Raw genomic sequence first — 17,250 nt, 5'->3', positions numbered from 1 at the left:
TTCTATTATTAAACTGTTAACCCCGCCGCTTTTGCTGGCGCTCGCGGTTATTGGCTTTGGCGCGGTCGCTTTTGCGTAGCATCACCCAGGTAGCGCCTAGCCCACCTTCCGAAGGCTGTGCGGAGACGTACGCCTGCACTTCCTCAAATTGGCTGAGCCACTTGGCAAGGTACGAACGCAGTACGTTCGCGGGACTATCAATTTCACGCCCGCGGCCATGCACTATCATAACGGAGCGTAAATCGTGGGCGTAAGCTTCTTGAATAAAGGGAAACAGCATGCGTCGGCACTCTGTTAATGGACGCCTAAGCAAGTGGAGCTGCGACTGAACGCTATAGCCACCGTGCTTTAATTTATCGACCACACCCTGCTGAATGCCCTCACGGCGATACTCCATGGGATCAAATGGGGGCAGCAGATCGACAAAGTCGTCGGACAGAAAATTGCGTGCCCCCATCTCTTCCTCTGCCCATTCCCGCCGAGCCAACTGGGATTCAGAGGGGCTTTTGCGATTAGCGCCTGGGTCAGCACGGTTTCTTGGTGGCAGCGGTTTCACATCACCGACGAGAGCACGAAAATCCAGATCATCACGAAGCGGCTGATTCATTGCAGGCTCCTTCGGCAGGTTCTAATGAGCACCCATTTTACATACATACTTCACCATCATAGCCTAGCAAACCTGGGTAGTTTGCTTAAGCAGATTCATACAGTCGATAACATAGAACTTGTCATCGTCTGCCTGGCGCGACAAGCTTAGCCTCAGTTTTTGATCGCCACTGCTCACTTTTTTACCGAGTTTTTTTACCGTACATTGCGAGGCGCCAGTTGTGATTAAAACGGTTTGGCTAAAACGCCTTTTGATTTTAAGCAGTATGGTGCTGCTCAGCCTAGCCGGATGGCTCTGGTTAACCATGCTCAGCCCGTGGTTTTATGAGCGACCCGACGACCTTCCCGCTATCGAACAGCGCACTCATCAGGTCTTTGTGTATGGCACGCTACGCTATGCCCCCGTTCGCTTAGTGGTCATGGGAAGTTTCGGCGCGCCACAGGATGCAGTGTTAGAGGGTTATCAGCGTAACGGCCTCGACCTTTCACCCCAGCCAGGGAGCAGCGTTGAGGGGCTACTGTTACGAGTTGATGCCGAAGAGTTGGCTCGCCTTGATCGCTATGAGCGACTGGGTGTGCGCTACGAGCGGATGACGGTAACCCTTGGCGATGGCACCCGCGCCTGGGTCTACCTGCGCTTGCCAGAGAGACAAAATGCATTTGTACCGAACGTGGACTCTCCAATAGCTCTGGTACCATAGACACCTTGCTAAGCCCTACTACTAAGCCCTATTGCCAAGACAGCTTTTATGAACCCTTTCAGGAATAGTGATGAGTGAAATGACACCGTACGTTTTGGTTCTCTATTACTCGCGCTCCGGCGCGACCGCCACCATGGCGCAACAGATTGCGGCCGGCGTAGAAAGCGTGCCAGGTATTCAGGCGCGTTTACGCACAGTGGCGCCTGTTTCAACGACCTGTGAAGCCGTTGACCCCGAAATTCCTGCAGAGGGTGCCGTTTACGCTGACCTGGACGACCTGCGCAACTGTAGCGCGCTGGCGTTGGGTAGCCCCACCCGGTTTGGCAACATGGCGGCACCACTAAAATATTTTATCGATTCCACCAGCAGCCTGTGGATGAACGGTGCTTTGATCGATAAACCCGCCAGTGCTTTCACCTCAACCTCCAGCCTGCACGGTGGGCAAGAGAGCACCCTACTCACTATGCTGGTGCCGCTGCTGCATCACGGCATGGTCTACGCAGGGGTTCCTTATAGTGAAACAACCTTGCTGGAGACTCAGACAGGCGGCACGCCCTATGGCGCAAGCCACTTGGCTGGAACTCGTAGCGACCGCTCGGTCGATGAGCACGAACGTGCGCTGTGTATTGCCCAGGGCAAACGGTTGGCACGCCTCGCTTTAGCGCTTCACGCCATCCGTCAGGAGGCATTATGAGGCAGTGGCTGGAAGACGTCGAAACACGCCATGGGATTGATAAGCTTACGCTTAGAAGCCGGCAGGTTGTATTAATCAGCTTCGCGGTTCTGCTGGTGTTGGTGATTTACCGCGGTTTTTTACTCCAAGACGACGAATTTAACTGGCGCCCTGTCGTAGCCTTCGTTTTGCCCCTGGTGCTGTTTTTACCCTCCATCATTGGTAAACGTGCTCGAGGCCACGCATGGCTCGCCTTTGTTAGCCTGCTCTACTTCACGCAAGGGGTGATGTTGGTCACTCTGCCTGGACAGGGCTTGCGCGGAGTTGTGGAGGCCGTTGTCGCACTAGTGCTATTTGCCGGTTGCATGGGCTATGCGCGCTTTCGCAGTCGACAGCTAAGACAATAGGTCAATAAAACCAAAGCCATAGGATAACGCCAGCGGCGATAAGTAATGCGCCCATCGCCCGTAAACGCAGCGTGGCAGCATTCAATGGCTCATTATGTTCATCGACAGGCTGCTGGCGAAAACGTTTGGTGCCTACCAACATCGCCGCTACCAGCGGTTCACCCAGCAGCCGATGTACGATCAAACCCACTAAATGCAGCCCGATCAGCACGATGAGCAGATCACTATTGAGTTGATGCAGGGTTCTAAGCTGGCTGCCTACCCCATCGCCAAATAAACCATAGAGCGGTGCTTGAAAAAAGATATCGTCACTTAAAAACAGGCCGCTCACGGCTTGAAAACTAAGCGAGAGCAGCATCAATATCACCATCCAGCCGCCCAGCGGATTATGGCTGGCATAAACGCCGGGTTGGCGCTTAAGAAGTGACTTGGAGTAGGCGACTGTTTTTGCGGGTGGATATAGAAACGTTCTAAATCTTGCATATACGCTACCCAGGGTGCCCCATAACCAACGGAACACGAGTAGCCCGATTACCACGTAGCCCGCTTGGGCGTGCACTTCAACCGGAAATAGGAAGGGCGCACCGCTAGTCTTGGTGGTATAAAAAGAGATCAATACCGCCGCCACTAATCCCCAGTGGAACAGGCGAATCCAACCATCCCACACCTCTATCGCTACCTTGTCGCGCATGGCCTGTCCTCTCAGCAGTGATGAGCCCGAAATAATGAGAGAGTTTCGCATTAATTCTGGCTTTCTCCTAGAATGCGAGACAGTTAGCCGCAATCGATAGTTACCACGCTGAGTCACAACACTGGTTAAAATGAAACAGTCAGTCACAACGCGTTTAACATCCATTGATGTCGGTCACTTGAGCTTTAAAGGCATACCAGCGAACATGGATGAAACTCCAGGGAGAAGCATTCGATGACACGTAACATAGCCGATATCAGGCGTGATTATGAAGGCGGCACGTTAGACGAGTCCCAAACACCCGACGATCCATTCGTGTTATTCGATGAGTGGTTCAGCCTAGCCCTGGAAAAAGAGGGCAAAGACGGCAACGCCATGACACTCGCCACCGTCGACAGCCAAGGCCGACCTCACGCACGGGTGGTACTGTTAAAGGGATTTGACGAGCGCGGCATGGTGTTTTTCACCAATTACCATAGCCACAAGGGCAGCGAGCTGAACAATGTGCCCTTCGCGGCCATGACTTTCTGGTGGCCTTCGCTTTCACGACAGGTACGTATTGAAGGCCCTGTTGAACAGGTCTCAGCAGACGAGTCTGATGAGTACTTTGCCAGCCGCCCCCGTGGCAGCCAATTGGGCGCTTGGATTGCGACTCAAAGCGTGGTGATTCCCGGCCGTAACTGGATCGAAGAGCGTCAAAAGCGCTTTGAACAAGCCTATGATGGCCAGGATATTCCCCGCCCGATCCACTGGGGGGGCTATCGTGTCACGCCAGAAATGATCGAGTTTTGGCAGGGCCAGCCTAGCCGCCTACACGACCGCCTGCGCTTTGAACGACGCGACGGCGGTGAATGGAGCCGCTTCCGTATGGCGCCCTAATCTCAGCAACATTTTTACGATTAAGGCCTGCGTTTTATACGCAGGCCTTATAGTTTTTAAAGCCTTCCAAATGCCTAATCAGGTAAGCTCTCAAGCCGGTGGCGTTGCCACTCGCTCTCGGGTTCGTTGAGGCGTAATACCGCATCAATCACCTGCTCTTCCATGTTGTAGCGGCATTTAAAGCCTAAGTGCTTCATCAGCGCCCGCATCGGATGGTTGTCGACCATAATTTTGCCGATCATCTCCAGGGTGCCAATATTAGTGCAGTAATCGATCATCTTCTTCATCAGCAGGCTACCAATGCCCAGACCTTGAAGGTCATCGCGAATAATGACCGAAAACTCGGTACGAATATTGTCGGGGTCGTTCCACACCCGCACCACCCCAAGCATCTCTTTACTGCCATCATCGCCTAAATATTCTGCGATAAACGCCATCTGACGGTCGTAATTGATATGTGACAGGATCGATAAGTCACGCTGGGTTAGGTTGGACTTGTTATGGAAATAGCGAAAACGAATACTCTCTTCCGAGAGTTGGCGATGGAAAGTGGTAATTAAGTGTGCATCCTCGGCACGAATAGGCCTTACTTCGACCTGCCAGCCGTTTTTCAGCGTCACCCACTCACGTAGCTCTTCAGGGTACGGCATGATCGCAAAGCGAGATGGTGTACCCAGATCCATGGCGAAATCGACGGCGACCATACCGTCACGATTCAGCAGCAGTGGATTCACTTCCAGCCCCCGAAGATCGCTTAGATCGGAGGCCATTTGCGATAGCTTGACCAGCATTTGGCATAAGTGCTGAATGTCACGCTCTGGGTCGGCGGAGTGTTCACGAATTAATGAGGCGGCATGGGTTCTACCCACCACATCGGCAGCCAGGCTCATATTGAGCGGTGGCAGCGCAACCTGGCGGTCAGCAAGCACGTTGACCTTATAGCCGCCGATACCAAAGACGATAAGCGGGCCGAAGACCGGGTCACGGGTAATGCCGGCGCAAATCTGCATTGAGTGCTTGCCACGCTGCATGGGCTGCAAACAGTACTCACGGATCGCGTACTCGGGAAATTTCTCAGCGACCTTCTCACCGAGCTGGCGAACCCCATCCGCCACCTGTTCGGGCGTATCCAAATCCTGTAGCAAGCCCGCTGAAATTTTATGCGGGTGCTTGCGGTAGCGATAAGGGCGACAGTTGCCTTCATGAACCACTTTCAGCGCTTTGGTGCCAGGAATCTCCGCAGCGCGGGCAAGCGCTTCATCGGGGTTGGCCAAATAGACGCTGGGCGCCGTGGGAATGCCATAGGCTTCAAGCACTTGGGCCGTTTCTGAGTGGGTCAAGGTTTGCCTGCCCTGCTCTTTTGCCTGCTTAATCAGCGTACGGCACTGGGCGCGTATTTCTGGACTGGTGGAAAATGGCAGGCTTGGGGGGATCTCCTGCAGCAGCGCTTGAACGCGCTGATAAATCACCATATGCATAAACGCCTTAACGGCTTTTTCAGGTGAAATATAGGTCGGAATCCCGGCTAAATTGCAGATATGGCGAGCATTGAGTGCCTCTTTTAAGCCCATCCAACTGGTGAGCAGGTTACGGCGAAACTTCTTGCGGTTATCGATCAACGCCTGGGCTGTGACCAGCGATGGCGCCATCCGGGTAGGCGCGTGTACCACGAGCACTGCATCCACGTTGGCGTCAGCAGCGACAATCTCCAGCGCTTGAACAAACCGCTCGGGCGAGGCATTGCCGCCCAGATCCACCGGGTTCTCCCCCGGCTTGCTCATATCGACCTCGCTACGGTGCAGCGCTGCCTGGGTTTCGGCGCTGAACTCAGCCAATTTGCCGCCCGCGCTAATCAGCTTATCGATGGCCAGCATGGCGGGACCCAAACCGTTTGACACAATGGCCAGACGATCGCCCTTGAGGGGTTTCATGCGCGACAGAGTTTCCAGCGCATCGAGCAGCTCGTCGGAGTCATCTACCCGCACAACCCCTGCCCGGGCAAAAGCGGCATCAAATACCACGTCACGGTTAGCAATCCCTGGCGTGGGCGCCATGCCGGATATATCCGATTCTGGAGTGCGGCCGCTTTTTATCGCCAGTACCAGGCGATTACGTGACGCATCACGCACGGCGGTCATAAAGTGCTGAGCGTCACTGATTCGCTCGAGGTGCAGCATAATGGCCTGGGCGGGAGAGAATTGATTAACGTAGTCGATCAGGTCAGGCAACAGTACATCGACGCTGTCACCGACAGTAATTAGGTGTGAAAAACCCACATCTCGCCCGGCGGCCCAATCGATCATGGCGTTGGCCAGCATTCCCGACTGGCCCAGATAAGCGACGCGGCCCGCTTTTACCGGTTGACTGGCGTAAGAGGCGTTTAATTTCTTACCCGGTACAATCAACCCCATGCATTCGGGGCCGAGTACTCGAATACCCGAGACACGTGCCGCACTTAACATCCGATCGCGAATGGAGCCCTTATTACCCTTATCCCGATCCAGGTAAGCGCCGCCGGAAAGCACCAGGGCCGCTTTGACACCGTACTGCCCAAGCTTTTTAATCAGGCTAGGCACGCCTTCAATCGGCGAGCAGACCACGGCTAAGTCGGGCACTTCCGGTAGCTCGCTTACGCGACTAAAGCACGGTACGCCGAAAACCTGGGAGTAGCCTTTAAGATTGACCGCCCAGAGCGGCCCTTTAAACCCGCCCTCCTGAATGTTTCTCAGCACTAAACCGCCCAATGACGCGGGCTTTTCGGAGGCGCCAAACACCGCTAGTGTGCGAGGTTCGAAAAAATGGTGTAAAAAGCGCGTGCTCAAAATGCGTCTCCCCTGACATGAATAGCGGCTGTACGACTTATTGACACTGTCGCCCAGGCCCTGAAGGCGATTAAGGTGGCATCAATAATAATGGAGCGTTGGAATGATTACCGCCTACCTTACCCACCCAGACTGCTCATTGCACCATATGGGGCCCGAGCATCCTGAAAGCCCCCAGCGTCTGGAGGCCATTCGCGCTCGCCTATCGCTTGCAGGGTTATTACAGCAAACCATGCAGGCCGATGCCAAGGAAGCCTGCGAGGAGGCTCTTTCCAGAGTACACCCCTTGCGTCATTTGCGCTCCCTGGATAAGTGTTTGCCCACCGAGGGCATCGTTACGCTAGATAGCGATACCATGATGAACCCTGACAGCCTGCAAGCAGCCCGGGTTGCCGCGGGAGCGGTTATCCGTGGGGTAGACCAGGTGTTTAAGCGTCAGGCGGATAACGTCTTTTGTGCGGTTAGGCCACCCGGCCACCACGCGGAAGCCAGCGATGCGATGGGATTCTGTTTTTACAATAATATCGCCGTGGGGGCGGCCCATGCGCGAGCCAAATACGGTGCCAAACGTATCGCTATTTTGGATTTCGACGTGCATCAGTGCAATGGCACCATCGATATCTTTAAAAACGATCCCGAGGTGCTTATTTGCACCAGCTTCCAGTATCCGTTCTACCCGTGGCGTTATCTGCGCAGCGAGTGGCAAAACGTTGTGAATACCCCGCTGGAAGTGGGCACCGATGGCCCAGAGTTCCGGCGCATCATCGAAAACCACTGGCTACCTGCCCTGCACGCCTTTAAACCTGACTTGGTGATGCTCTCCGCGGGTTTCGACGCTCACCGTGACGACCCTATGGGTGATATCTGTTTAGAGGATGAAGACTTCTACTGGATTACCCATCTAGCCATGGAGATCGCCACCCTGTATGCCGATAACCGCATTGTATCGGTGCTTGAAGGGGGCTATAACCCGAAGTCGCTAGCGAGTGGCGTTGAGGCGCATCTAAAAGCGCTTTTGGGGCTACCGTTTGCTGAAGTGCCCTAGTAAATAGGCATCAGCGCACTTGCCTCTGTCGGCCGTTCTTAGCCGCTTCTTTGCTGTGATATCATGTCCGTTTACGCGCGCCTATAGACACGCACCGTTAGACAACGCAGCCAATGTGACGACCTATGACCGCTACGACTGAAGAGCATGCCGCGCTGCGTATTGCATCGGGAAGCAAACCCTTTGTTGAGCCGCTGCGTTTAGGCGAGCGGCTCAAACAGATTCGTCTCGCTAATCAGTGGACTTTGGAAGAGGTTAGCCAACGCACGGGCCTTGCCCGTTCAACGCTCTCTAAAATTGAGAACGATCAAGTCTCACCCACCTTTAGCGTAGTCCAAAAACTCACTACTGGGCTCAACATCGACCTGCCGCAATTACTTACGCCCCCAAAACGGGAGCGTTACACCATGGGGCGGCGCGATTTGACCCGTAAAGGCAAAGGACAACTGCACCCCACTCCTACCTACGAGCACGAGTTATTGGGCCATCAACTCGCCCAAAAACGCATGATTCCCTTCAAGACCATCGTAAGGGCACGCAGTTTTGACGAATATCACCAATGGGTACGCCATGATGGTGAAGAGTTTTTGATGGTGCTGCATGGCGACATTATGCTCTACACCGAATTTTACGCCCCGTTAGTGCTAGCTGAGGGCGACAGCATCTATTTTGATAGTGATATGGGGCACGCCTTGGTATCCACCAGCCCAGGGGATGCCGTTGTTTTGTCGGTCTGTACACGCGGTGATGTGGCCTAAGGCTGTTTGCAAACCGGCGAGCTATTCACAGGGGTTATAGGCAGTTGGTGGGCTTCGGTAAACCGGCCAGGCGTGCGATCCGCTTTGCCGGACTGCCGGGGAAGAGCTGCATCAGGTAAATAGAACGCCCTTTTTCATCACCCAGTGCGTTTTTAGTTGCTTTCACCAGCGGCCGCATCGCCGGTGCCATTTCGTAACGCTGATAAAACGCCCTCACTACGTCGATGACTTCCCAGTGCTCAGCGGTAAGCGTTAAGCCCTCTTCTTCCGCCATTAAACAAGCAACGGATTCGTCCCACTGTGACTGATTAACAAGATATCCTTCTGGGTCTAGCGGATATCTGTTTTGCGAATCAAGATAACGGTATATTTTTGTCTCTGACATGCCTAGTACCAAGTAACTGCCTTTTCATACTGCTCAGTCAGCGCTACAAAGCCATCCACCTCTAGCGTGGGCAGCTCATTATCCGCGGCTATGTTTGTAAGCCCGCGGCTTACAAGGTCTTCCGATAGAAGGAATATGCGCGACTGACACTGCTGCCATGCCTCCCAGGTGGGATCTAGCGCAGCTGTAACGGCTTCTTCGATCAGCAGCACGGCATCCTGCCCCCCTATCGCTTGCTGCATTTGAGTGGATGCACTGCTGTCAGGCGCTTTGGTGAGGATGTGTAGAATCATAATGACGCTCACTTGGCCCTAGAAATTAAGTATCTTGGAATGTTGCTGCAAAATCCCAGGAACTTCCTGCTCGGTTATCATAGTAACGCCCCCTACCAGAGAGTCGGCGGATAGATGCATCCCTTGCAGCGCCCCTTCGGTCACCCAAAGCTTGTCAATATCGTACATTTCCAACATATCAATGGTGGGCAGCGTGGCTTTTTGGCCCGGTGCGCCACTGCCCTGCTCTTTCAGCAGTGCCATTATACCCTGTCCCATAAACAGCAGATGCACGGGCTGGCCAAAGGCAGCCGCGACCAATGCGGCATCTAATCCTTCACGTAGCCAGTTTGAGCTATGTGGCGCGTGGCGAACTATCACTAATAGCGCATCAGGTGTTGCCATTAGCACTCCTTTAAGCAAACGAGATCAGACGATCAGTGCGTTGCTGCAGCTCAAGCAGTTGCCCAAGCCCGGTCAACTCGAAAGGCGGGGCTACATTAAAGGCCTGCTTGCCGTGTCGCTGCGCTTCTGATTCGCTCATCAACCCACGCCGCAACGCTGCGGCAATACAGACATCCAATTGAACCCCGTGCTGCTGGCTCAGTTCAGCCCAGGCCTCACTAAGATTGAGCTCATCCTGGGGGGGGGCCATCAACGAAGAGGCATTATGAACGCCGTCGTGATAGAAAAAAACACCCGTAATTTGATGTCCACGCGCTAGAACGGCATGAGCAAAACGCAATGCAGAGTGAGGAGCTGGGCTGCTATACGGCGCCCCCATCACCAATAAGCCGTACTGCATGATCTTAATACCTGATAACGGTTACCCTAAAAAAAGACAGGCCCTATCAAATAGGGCCTGTCATATCGTCTATCGCTTACTCGGATCAATCGTTACTCATAATACCCAAAATCGACAACAGGCTAACGAACAGGTTGTAGATGGATACGTAGAGCGTCACCGTGGCGAGAATGTAGTTCGTTTCGCCAGCGCGGTGAATGATCTCACTGGTTTGATACAGAATGGCTGCTGAAGCAAACAGCACAAAGCCTGCTGATACCATCAATGAAAGCGCCGGAATTTGGAAGAAGAACCCAGCCACCATGGCCAGAATCAACACAATGGCGCCCGCCATCAAGAAGTTGCTCAAAAAGCTAAAGTCTTTCTTGGTGGTTAACGCTACCGCTGAAAGACCTACAAACGTCAGACCGGTCATGGCCAACGCGTTCATAATCAACGCACCGCCATTAGGCAGGGTCAGGTAGGCAGAGAGAATCGGCCCAAGCGTAAAGCCCATAAAGCCGGTGAAGGCGAACGTTGCCAATAAGCCAGCCGCGGAGTTGGCGGTTTTATGTACCAGGAACATTAAGCCGTAGGCACCAATCAAGAACACGAAGATGTTCATTTGTTGGATACCGAGGGCCACAGCAGCACCCGCAGTGACTGCTGAGAACAGCAGCGTCATTGCCAGTAGCGCGTAGGTGTTACGCAACACCTTGTTAGTGCTAACACTGTTGGCAACGCCACTCGACTGAGGACGTGCCGTACGTAAATCGTTGTAAGCCATGTGTTCATGCTCCCTAAATGGTATTTCCAACAACTGACAAGCATGCCGTTACCGAGTTCCAGACGCAAGCCTTTGTCTATTTCACACAGACCTCTTCGTAAATGGTTATTCAACGTTGAACCAGCTCAGCGAGCATTGTCTATGCTTGTTGGACACCAAAAACATGAAAAAAATTCTACTCCCTGCCAGCGCATTAGCACTTTTTACGCTGGCACTGCCTGCAATGGCGTTCTCCCCTGCTGGAGAAAATATTGCCTATAGCGTGAATGACGAGGATTTTCAGGGCTATTTTATTTCTGCGGGTGACAATACAAAAGGCAGCGTACTAATCGTTCATGACTGGGACGGGCTGGATGATTATGAGCGCCAGCGTGCTGATATGTTGGCCGATGAAGGCTACGACGTATTTGCCGTGGATCTATATGGTGAAGGCAACCGCCCCCAAGCAGTCGAAGATAAGCGCGCCGCAACCAATCGACTCTACCAAGACAGAGAACGCATGCGGGCCCTGACCTTGGGTGGTTTAGCCCAGGCAAGAGAGCAAGGTGCTGCCGGGCAAACGGTCATCATGGGTTACTGCTTTGGTGGCGCCGTAGCGCTAGAGATCGCCCGCTCCGGTGAAGCCGACAATATAGCAGCGTACACCAGCTTTCACGGTGGTCTAACAACCCCCGATGGCCAGTCTTACTCAAGTGAAACCGCACCTATCTTTATCGCCCACGGCGGTGCCGACACTGCGGTTAGCTTAGAGGACGTTGCCACCCTGGCTGAGGAGTTAGAAACCGCAGGTGTGACCTATGAAGTCGGTATCTATTCCGGCGCTCCCCACGCTTTCAGCGTGTTTGGCAGCGATGCGTATCACGAACGCGCCGACCAACGCTCTTGGGCAGCCTTTAATACTTGGCTGGATGAAATGCTTTAAAACAAATACCCCTAGCTTTGCCAGGCGCTGCTAGGGGTATTGAAAATTCAATTTAGCTAATGCGTACTTAAAACCTGTATTTAGTTGGCGACTAATCAGCTTTGCGCTTCTTCTTCGTCTTCTTTTTCATCTTTATGCGGCGTAACGGTGGTCAGCGCCGTTTGACGTGCATCTTGAGGAGAATTGTAGAGACGAGCGTCAACCAAATGCAGAACCGCCAATTGCGCAAACAACACCGCAAAACAGACGATCAAACCTTTCAACATGGCGGCATATCCAGAGAGGGAGGGGCTAACATCCGCATATTAGCCGATCGCTAGCCAAACACAATGTATTTTATGCGCTTGAAAATACCTTGTTCTAAAGCGTTGAATAGCACGCAGAGCAGCAGCTCAGACCATGCCGCGGCTAATCCTTAACGGATACCTTGCGCAAGTCCTCAATCGTTACCCCCTCGGGTAAATCTGATTCCTCCGCGGGCAACCATACGGGAGAAAGATCGCTATCTTCTTGGCCATCGTCATACTGATGGCCTGGAATGCGGTAAACGATCTGACTGTGGTGGTGATCCCATGCGAATACACGATCCATATGCTTATCCTAGAAAAAAGAAAGTCGTAACTATGACATGCGCGTATAGCATGATGTTCCGTCACATGTCTTATACCTATTAAGTTAAATGCCGAAAGGACTATTGCTGACAAGGGGTTGCCAATCAAAACCCTCGTTGCCCTTTTCCTGCTCACCTTTATACTTGCCGGGTGTAGCTCAGGCCCCACCTCAACAAGAATCGCTGACTGCCGCTAACTAGCTGAGTAGGCTAGCGACACCATGTGTCGATGGCGACTGCATACGCGGCACCCAGGTGAACAAAGCGGGAGGGGTAGTTTTAATACTTTTTTGTTGATTTTGCTGGAAAAATGACAGGTGATGGCTTGAAAGAACCTCATGGCGGTAAAGACCCACAGGAGGCCCTGCGCGCCAGGCTCAAGAAAAGCTTATTAGAACGTAGGGCTTCAGCCCACCGCCGTAAAATCGGCGCTCGAGCAACGCGTCAGCAGTTCTTAGAAGCTACTCGGAACGTGGGGGTTATTGTTGTTGCTACCTGCTTCACTGCTGGCTGGGTAGTCACCAACCCCAGCCTAAATACCGATAACGTTTGGCTTGGCGTGGGGCTAGGTATAATATTGATTTTTGTAGGGTCGTTCGGCTATGGTTATATAGAGCGCGATAAAACCTCAGATGAGGATGATAGGCTATGAATGAACTTATTCTTGCTGGAATGTTGATGAGCCTAGCGGTTGTGTCCGGGGGTATGGTGTGGAGTCAACACCGCGAGCATCATGGTAAAAAATCGCTAACCGATAGCGTGTTTTCCTGGCTCTCCAAACGCTTTGCTTGATGAATTCAGTTCATAAATATGAAAGGGTCGCGAATAGCGGCCCTTTTGTTTGTTCAGAGTACGTTGTCAGGCATGCCTTGTCCCCAGCTCATTCTTCATTTTAGCAAGGGTTATCCGGAGCGAAGGAAACCCACTCACCATTTAGTATGAACACCAAATCATCAACTTCCATGCCAAGTAAATTAGGCTGGTACACCACCACCGTAAGAGACCGCTATGCCTGTTATTCAGCGACTGCTCCGCGTCCTTAAAGCGTCGACGCTACAAATTTCGTGGACATTCCTTCTACTTATTGTGCTCGCACATATGGGCACCGCCTGGGTACTTTTTTCTCTGGTCGGCGAAGCGATGGCCGACTCCCTTACCGATTGGGTTTATTTTTACGTGGTCGTCTCCAGCACCGTAGGTTTCGGTGATTTCAGCCCGACAACCATAGCTGGCGAGTGGATCGCCTCGCTCTACCTCATTCCAGGCGGCATTTCTCTATTTGCCGCTTTAATCGGTAAAGCCACTGTCACCCTTTCAAATTTTTGGAGACTACAGATGCAAGGAAAAGGCGATTTTAGCCACCTATCCGGCCACACCCTCGTCATTGGCTGGCACGGCGAAACCACAGAACGCATTTTGGACATTCTCAAAGCTGATAAAGGCCTACCTGATGAAGTCGTGCTCTGCGTAACCAAAGAGATGAGTAACCCACGCCCGGCGGATTTGAAATTTATCAAAGGGGAGAGTTTCTCCAATGCCGAGCTTCTCAAGCGAGCCGGGGTTGAGAGCGCCAGCCGCATCATCATCTACGACACGAGTGATGACCGAGTTGCTACCGTCGCGCTGAGTGCCTACAGCCTTAAAGCAAAAAACGCCCATATCGTCGCCCACTGCGCCAATCCCGACACCGCAGCAATGTTGCGGCGCACCTTGCCAGGCATCGAATGTACCCAAGCCTTAGCGTTGGAAATGCTGGTAAGGTCAGCCTCTGATGCAGGAATTTCACGGGTCGTCAACGAACTACTCGCGGTTGATCGTGGCGCTACCCAATACCAAACCAGGTTAAACCAGCCGCCTGCCGGAGCCACCTTCGGCGACTTATTTATGCAAGCGAAAAAGGTATGCAATGCCACCGTGCTTGGTCTTGCCAACAGCAGCGATGACAGCGAAGGCAGCATGTTGAATCCAGACACCCAGCGTCCACTGCAGGATGGTGACATTATTTACTACATGGCCAATACACGCCTTTCACAGCAACAGTTGAGTGAGCTACTCACCGCAGAAAGTTAAAAAAGTGAGGTGAGCCGTTTTTCATGAATTAAACGGGCCTGCCCTCTTGGAGGGCAGGCCTTTGCTTGCTCACTGCCCCAGCCAACCCGTCCTACGCACCAGAGTCTTCTCAACTTCCAGCACTATCATCATGGCGATACCGATAGCGATGATTAACACCCCGTCCGCAATACCTAGCGGCCGAGTATCGAACAGGCGATGCATAACCGGCAGAAACGTGAATGCTAGCTGAGCAAAGACGACCATAGAGACCGCTATTAACACGGCGGGGGTTCCAAGCACTCCTCGCCAGTTAAAGGAGGTCATGTGCAGATAGCGCACGTTGAAAAGATAGAACACTTGCAGCACCACGATGGTATTAACTACCAAGGTGCGACTCATGGCTAGCTCATCCCCTCGGCCAAGCGAATAGAAGAAAATACCCAGTACTGCTATCAGGAACAAGAACGACACCAACCCGATGCGCCAGACCAGAAAGGGCGTCAGCAAGCCCTGCCCTGCAGGCCGCGGCCGACGCTGCATAACATTCGGTTCGGCTCCCTCAAACGCCAGCGACAACCCTAGTGTGACGCCAGTGATAAGGTTGATCCACAGGATCTGAACGGCTGACATCGGCATAGCGAAATTAAACAGAATCGCGGCAATGACCGCTAATACTTGGCCCCCATTGGTCGGCAACGTCCAAGCCGTCACTTTACGAATATTGTCGTAGACCACTCGGCCTTCATTCACGGCGGCCACAATGGAGGCAAAGTTATCGTCGAGCAGAACCATCTGCGACGCCTCTTTTGCCGCATCGGTGCCTTTATGCCCCATACCAACACCGACGTTCGCCTGCTTTAACGAAGGTGCATCATTAACGCCATCGCCGGTCATCGCCACTATGGCGCCGGTCGATTGCAGCGCTCGAACAATTCGCAGTTTGTGTTCAGGGTTGGTTCGGGCAAAAACACTGGTCTCGGTAACGATGTCAGGCAGATCGCTATCGGCAATGTCATCGAGTTCACGCCCCGTTAGTACGTGCGGGTCGTCATCGAGCCCCAACTGACGAGCAATAGCCGCTGCCGTCGCGGCGTGATCGCCGGTAATCATTTTCACCATAATGCCGGCGGAGTGGCACTCTTTAATGGCGGCCATTGCCTCCTCCCGCGGCGGGTCGATAAAACCTATTAAGCCAACAAAAACCAACTTGTCATCAAGGTCAGCAAACGTTAGCTTGTGGGTACCGGACGGCAGCCGCTTAGTCGCTAAGCCGAGCACCCGTTCCCCCTGAGCAGCCGCCTCTGAGATGCGGGCCGTCCAGGCATCCCGTTCCAGCGACCTACTTCCCTCTCCATCCGCCTGAAGGGAGCATAGTTGCAACAGTTCGTCTGGGGCACCTTTGACGAAAATACGCGCCCCCTCCGATGCATGGCCGTTGAGCGTGGCCATAAAGCGATGTTTGGCATCGAAAGGAATCTCATCAAGGCGGTGCCACTCATGCCGAGTAGACTCGGGTTCCAGGCCAGCCTTAATAGCCAACGCCACCAGCGCCCCTTCCATGGGGTCGCCAATCACATGCCACTCTCCGTCGGTATTGCTCAACTGGGCATCGTTACACAGCAGTCCGGCCAGGATCAGGCTGTCGATATCCGTTGGCCGTGTATCCTCCACGTTAGCCGCTGTCTCCGCTGTCAGTCGCCCTTCCGGTACATAGCCAGACCCGGATACCATCATTCGGCCGCTGGAGGCTTCCAGCCGACGCACGGTCATCTCGTTGCGCGTTAGTGTGCCGGTCTTGTCGGAGCAGATAACCGATGTAGCCCCCAGCGTCTCCACCGCAGGAAGCTGCCGAATAGCGGCGTTGCGCCGTGCCATACGCTGCACGCCGATAGCGAGCGTGATGGTAATAACGGCGGGCAGGCCTTCGGGGATCGCCGCAACGGCCAAGGCCACAACGGCAATGAGCGCCTCCGACCAGACATGGCCGCGTACCAGCACCGCAAAGGCAAACAGAACAACCGTCACGGCCAACGTGACCCAGGTAAACTGCGTTCCGAAGCGATTGATCTGCTGTAGTAGTGGCGTGGTCAGTGGTTGAACATCACGCAGCATGGTACTGATTCGTCCGATTTCAGTATCGCTACCGGTGGCCACCACCACCCCTGTCGCCTGCCCAGTGGCCACCAGCGTGCCGGAATACGCCATGGAGTGACAATCGCCCAGCGCAGCCTCTTTTGGGGCCGGTGAAACCCGCTTTTCTGCAGCCACCGACTCGCCGGTCAGGATAGCCTCCTCAATTCGCAGTGAGCTGGCACGGATAAGACGCAAATCTGCAGGCACTCGATCTCCTGCCTCCAAGGATACGATGTCGCCCAGAACGATCTCATCGACGGGCACTTCGACGTGCTTCCCTTCTCTGACTAGATGAGCGTGCGGAGCGATAAGGTTACGGATTGCATTCAGCGCTTTTTCCGCCTTGCCTTCCTGTACAAAACCGACCACTGCATTAACCAAGACCACCGCAACAATGACCGACGCATCGACAAAATGCCCTAGCAACGAGGCTGCGATGGCCGCCGCCAAAAGGAAATAGATCAGTGCATTATGAAAATGAGCGAGAAAGCGAAGCAGCGGGTGTCGGCCAGCTACTGCCGGTAACTGGTTACGCCCATACTGCTCCAAGCGCTTGGCAGCTTCATCTACTGTCAGCCCCGATAGCGAAGTCTCCAAGTCCGCAAGGACATCATCGGCATGCCTTGCGTGAACCTGCAAAGACGGGCTTTCTGATGATAAATCGGTATCGGCAGTAGGTGTGTCCATACTGTCTCCCTAGCAAGCGAAAATAGAGGTAATGAG

General features: G+C 53.5%; 20 protein-coding genes. 9 read left to right on the top strand and 11 right to left on the bottom strand.

Going from position 1 to position 17,250, the window contains the following annotated elements; all coding sequences use genetic code 11:
- Positions 1-16: 16 nt before the first annotated feature.
- Positions 17-607, bottom strand: coding sequence for a DNA endonuclease SmrA (smrA, locus tag KF947_RS00725; protein WP_133732489.1), 591 nt, complete (start codon positions 605-607; stop codon positions 17-19).
- Between the two features lie 220 nt (positions 608-827).
- Here smrA and KF947_RS00720 point away from each other — a divergent pair, with 220 nt between their 5' ends.
- From KF947_RS00720 to KF947_RS00710, 3 genes are all read left to right on the top strand, one after another.
- Complete coding sequence (locus KF947_RS00720; protein ID WP_319796383.1) at positions 828-1,307, top strand: gamma-glutamylcyclotransferase family protein; 480 nt, start codon at positions 828-830, stop codon at positions 1,305-1,307.
- A gap of 70 nt (positions 1,308-1,377) precedes the next feature.
- Positions 1,378-2,001, top strand: coding sequence for an NAD(P)H:quinone oxidoreductase (wrbA, locus tag KF947_RS00715; RefSeq protein ID WP_227405188.1), 624 nt, complete (start codon positions 1,378-1,380; stop codon positions 1,999-2,001).
- A complete protein-coding gene (locus tag KF947_RS00710) occupies positions 1,998-2,387 on the top strand; it encodes a DUF2069 domain-containing protein (protein WP_133732487.1) in 390 nt (129 codons plus the stop codon). The genes wrbA and KF947_RS00710 overlap by 4 nt, the downstream gene beginning before the upstream one ends.
- A 1-nt stretch (position 2,388) precedes the next feature.
- Here the strand turns inward: KF947_RS00710 and KF947_RS00705 are convergent, their stop codons facing one another.
- Positions 2,389-3,078: a cytochrome b/b6 domain-containing protein gene (locus tag KF947_RS00705; protein ID WP_133732486.1), complete on the bottom strand. Its 690-nt coding sequence runs from the start codon at positions 3,076-3,078 to the stop codon at positions 2,389-2,391.
- Between the two features lie 234 nt (positions 3,079-3,312).
- Here KF947_RS00705 and pdxH point away from each other — a divergent pair, with 234 nt between their 5' ends.
- Positions 3,313-3,957 carry a pyridoxamine 5'-phosphate oxidase gene (gene pdxH / locus KF947_RS00700; RefSeq protein ID WP_133732485.1) on the top strand — a complete coding sequence of 215 codons (645 nt, stop codon included), beginning with the start codon at positions 3,313-3,315 and terminating at the stop codon, positions 3,955-3,957.
- Between the two features lie 74 nt (positions 3,958-4,031).
- Here the strand turns inward: pdxH and KF947_RS00695 are convergent, their stop codons facing one another.
- Positions 4,032-6,779, bottom strand: coding sequence for a bifunctional acetate--CoA ligase family protein/GNAT family N-acetyltransferase (locus tag KF947_RS00695; RefSeq protein ID WP_227405187.1), 2,748 nt, complete (start codon positions 6,777-6,779; stop codon positions 4,032-4,034).
- Between the two features lie 103 nt (positions 6,780-6,882).
- Between KF947_RS00695 and KF947_RS00690 the strand changes: the two genes are divergently transcribed.
- A complete protein-coding gene (locus tag KF947_RS00690) occupies positions 6,883-7,824 on the top strand; it encodes a histone deacetylase family protein (RefSeq protein WP_133732483.1) in 942 nt (313 codons plus the stop codon).
- Positions 7,825-7,949: 125 nt separating this feature from the next.
- A complete protein-coding gene (locus tag KF947_RS00685) occupies positions 7,950-8,582 on the top strand; it encodes a helix-turn-helix domain-containing protein (RefSeq protein ID WP_227405186.1) in 633 nt (210 codons plus the stop codon).
- Positions 8,583-8,616: 34 nt separating this feature from the next.
- On the opposite strand, the gene KF947_RS00680 is transcribed toward KF947_RS00685, so the two are convergent.
- From KF947_RS00680 to KF947_RS00660, 5 genes are all read right to left on the bottom strand, one after another.
- On the bottom strand, positions 8,617-8,967 hold the full coding sequence (locus tag KF947_RS00680; protein WP_227405185.1) for a TusE/DsrC/DsvC family sulfur relay protein: 351 nt from the start codon (positions 8,965-8,967) through the stop codon (positions 8,617-8,619).
- 2 nt (positions 8,968-8,969) lie between these two features.
- A complete protein-coding gene (gene tusB, locus KF947_RS00675; protein WP_223288891.1) occupies positions 8,970-9,260 on the bottom strand; it encodes a sulfurtransferase complex subunit TusB in 291 nt (96 codons plus the stop codon).
- A gap of 18 nt (positions 9,261-9,278) precedes the next feature.
- Complete coding sequence (gene tusC / locus KF947_RS00670) at positions 9,279-9,644, bottom strand: sulfurtransferase complex subunit TusC (protein ID WP_227405184.1); 366 nt, start codon at positions 9,642-9,644, stop codon at positions 9,279-9,281.
- Positions 9,645-9,654: 10 nt separating this feature from the next.
- Complete coding sequence (tusD, locus tag KF947_RS00665) at positions 9,655-10,044, bottom strand: sulfurtransferase complex subunit TusD (RefSeq protein WP_133732478.1); 390 nt, start codon at positions 10,042-10,044, stop codon at positions 9,655-9,657.
- Positions 10,045-10,129: 85 nt separating this feature from the next.
- Positions 10,130-10,810: a Bax inhibitor-1/YccA family protein gene (locus KF947_RS00660; protein WP_133732477.1), complete on the bottom strand. Its 681-nt coding sequence runs from the start codon at positions 10,808-10,810 to the stop codon at positions 10,130-10,132.
- A 163-nt stretch (positions 10,811-10,973) separates the two neighbouring features.
- On the opposite strand from KF947_RS00660, the gene KF947_RS00655 reads away from it, so the two are divergent.
- Positions 10,974-11,732, top strand: a complete 759-nt coding sequence (locus KF947_RS00655) for a dienelactone hydrolase family protein (RefSeq protein ID WP_227405183.1) — start codon at positions 10,974-10,976, stop codon at positions 11,730-11,732.
- Positions 11,733-11,827: 95 nt separating this feature from the next.
- On the opposite strand, the gene KF947_RS00650 is transcribed toward KF947_RS00655, so the two are convergent.
- Both KF947_RS00650 and KF947_RS00645 read right to left on the bottom strand, forming a co-directional pair.
- Complete coding sequence (locus KF947_RS00650) at positions 11,828-11,998, bottom strand: hypothetical protein (RefSeq protein WP_166650408.1); 171 nt, start codon at positions 11,996-11,998, stop codon at positions 11,828-11,830.
- 142 nt (positions 11,999-12,140) lie between these two features.
- Entirely contained in the window at positions 12,141-12,323 is a 183-nt protein-coding gene (locus tag KF947_RS00645) for a hypothetical protein (protein WP_227405182.1), read from the bottom strand.
- Positions 12,324-12,990: 667 nt separating this feature from the next.
- Here KF947_RS00645 and KF947_RS00640 point away from each other — a divergent pair.
- Together KF947_RS00640 and KF947_RS00635 are read left to right on the top strand one after the other, a co-directional pair.
- The gene (locus KF947_RS00640) at positions 12,991-13,134 is read left to right on the top strand and encodes a hypothetical protein (protein ID WP_166650407.1); all 144 of its coding nucleotides are present in this window, start codon (positions 12,991-12,993) and stop codon (positions 13,132-13,134) included.
- A 216-nt stretch (positions 13,135-13,350) separates the two neighbouring features.
- Positions 13,351-14,412 (top strand): ion channel, encoded by a 1,062-nt coding sequence (locus tag KF947_RS00635; RefSeq protein ID WP_133732473.1) that lies wholly within the window; start codon positions 13,351-13,353, stop codon positions 14,410-14,412.
- Positions 14,413-14,481: 69 nt separating this feature from the next.
- On the opposite strand, the gene KF947_RS00630 is transcribed toward KF947_RS00635, so the two are convergent.
- A complete protein-coding gene (locus KF947_RS00630; protein ID WP_227405181.1) occupies positions 14,482-17,214 on the bottom strand; it encodes an HAD-IC family P-type ATPase in 2,733 nt (910 codons plus the stop codon).
- Positions 17,215-17,250: the final 36 nt, after the last annotated feature.

The sequence above is a fragment of the Halomonas sp. FeN2 genome, assembly GCF_020595105.1.
Taxonomy (GTDB): domain Bacteria; phylum Pseudomonadota; class Gammaproteobacteria; order Pseudomonadales; family Halomonadaceae; genus Vreelandella; species Vreelandella neptunia.
The sequence above is the reverse complement of the archived record's forward strand: the minus strand, read 5'-3'. Positions and strand labels throughout refer to the sequence as shown.

Coding starts and splice junctions, on each gene's coding strand:
- KF947_RS00645 (WP_227405182.1), bottom strand. CDS start 12,323: ATGGATCGTGTATTCGCATGGGATCACCACCACAGTCAGATCGTTTAC.
- KF947_RS00635 (WP_133732473.1), top strand. CDS start 13,351: ATGCCTGTTATTCAGCGACTGCTCCGCGTCCTTAAAGCGTCGACGCTA.
- tusD (WP_133732478.1), bottom strand. CDS start 10,044: ATGCAGTACGGCTTATTGGTGATGGGGGCGCCGTATAGCAGCCCAGCT.
- KF947_RS00680 (WP_227405185.1), bottom strand. CDS start 8,967: ATGTCAGAGACAAAAATATACCGTTATCTTGATTCGCAAAACAGATAT.
- KF947_RS00650 (WP_166650408.1), bottom strand. CDS start 11,998: ATGTTGAAAGGTTTGATCGTCTGTTTTGCGGTGTTGTTTGCGCAATTG.
- KF947_RS00710 (WP_133732487.1), top strand. CDS start 1,998: ATGAGGCAGTGGCTGGAAGACGTCGAAACACGCCATGGGATTGATAAG.
- wrbA (WP_227405188.1), top strand. CDS start 1,378: ATGAGTGAAATGACACCGTACGTTTTGGTTCTCTATTACTCGCGCTCC.
- KF947_RS00655 (WP_227405183.1), top strand. CDS start 10,974: ATGAAAAAAATTCTACTCCCTGCCAGCGCATTAGCACTTTTTACGCTG.
- KF947_RS00660 (WP_133732477.1), bottom strand. CDS start 10,810: ATGGCTTACAACGATTTACGTACGGCACGTCCTCAGTCGAGTGGCGTT.
- KF947_RS00630 (WP_227405181.1), bottom strand. CDS start 17,214: ATGGACACACCTACTGCCGATACCGATTTATCATCAGAAAGCCCGTCT.
- KF947_RS00640 (WP_166650407.1), top strand. CDS start 12,991: ATGAATGAACTTATTCTTGCTGGAATGTTGATGAGCCTAGCGGTTGTG.
- KF947_RS00705 (WP_133732486.1), bottom strand. CDS start 3,078: ATGCGCGACAAGGTAGCGATAGAGGTGTGGGATGGTTGGATTCGCCTG.
- KF947_RS00690 (WP_133732483.1), top strand. CDS start 6,883: ATGATTACCGCCTACCTTACCCACCCAGACTGCTCATTGCACCATATG.
- tusC (WP_227405184.1), bottom strand. CDS start 9,644: ATGGCAACACCTGATGCGCTATTAGTGATAGTTCGCCACGCGCCACAT.
- KF947_RS00685 (WP_227405186.1), top strand. CDS start 7,950: ATGACCGCTACGACTGAAGAGCATGCCGCGCTGCGTATTGCATCGGGA.
- smrA (WP_133732489.1), bottom strand. CDS start 607: ATGAATCAGCCGCTTCGTGATGATCTGGATTTTCGTGCTCTCGTCGGT.
- pdxH (WP_133732485.1), top strand. CDS start 3,313: ATGACACGTAACATAGCCGATATCAGGCGTGATTATGAAGGCGGCACG.
- tusB (WP_223288891.1), bottom strand. CDS start 9,260: ATGATTCTACACATCCTCACCAAAGCGCCTGACAGCAGTGCATCCACT.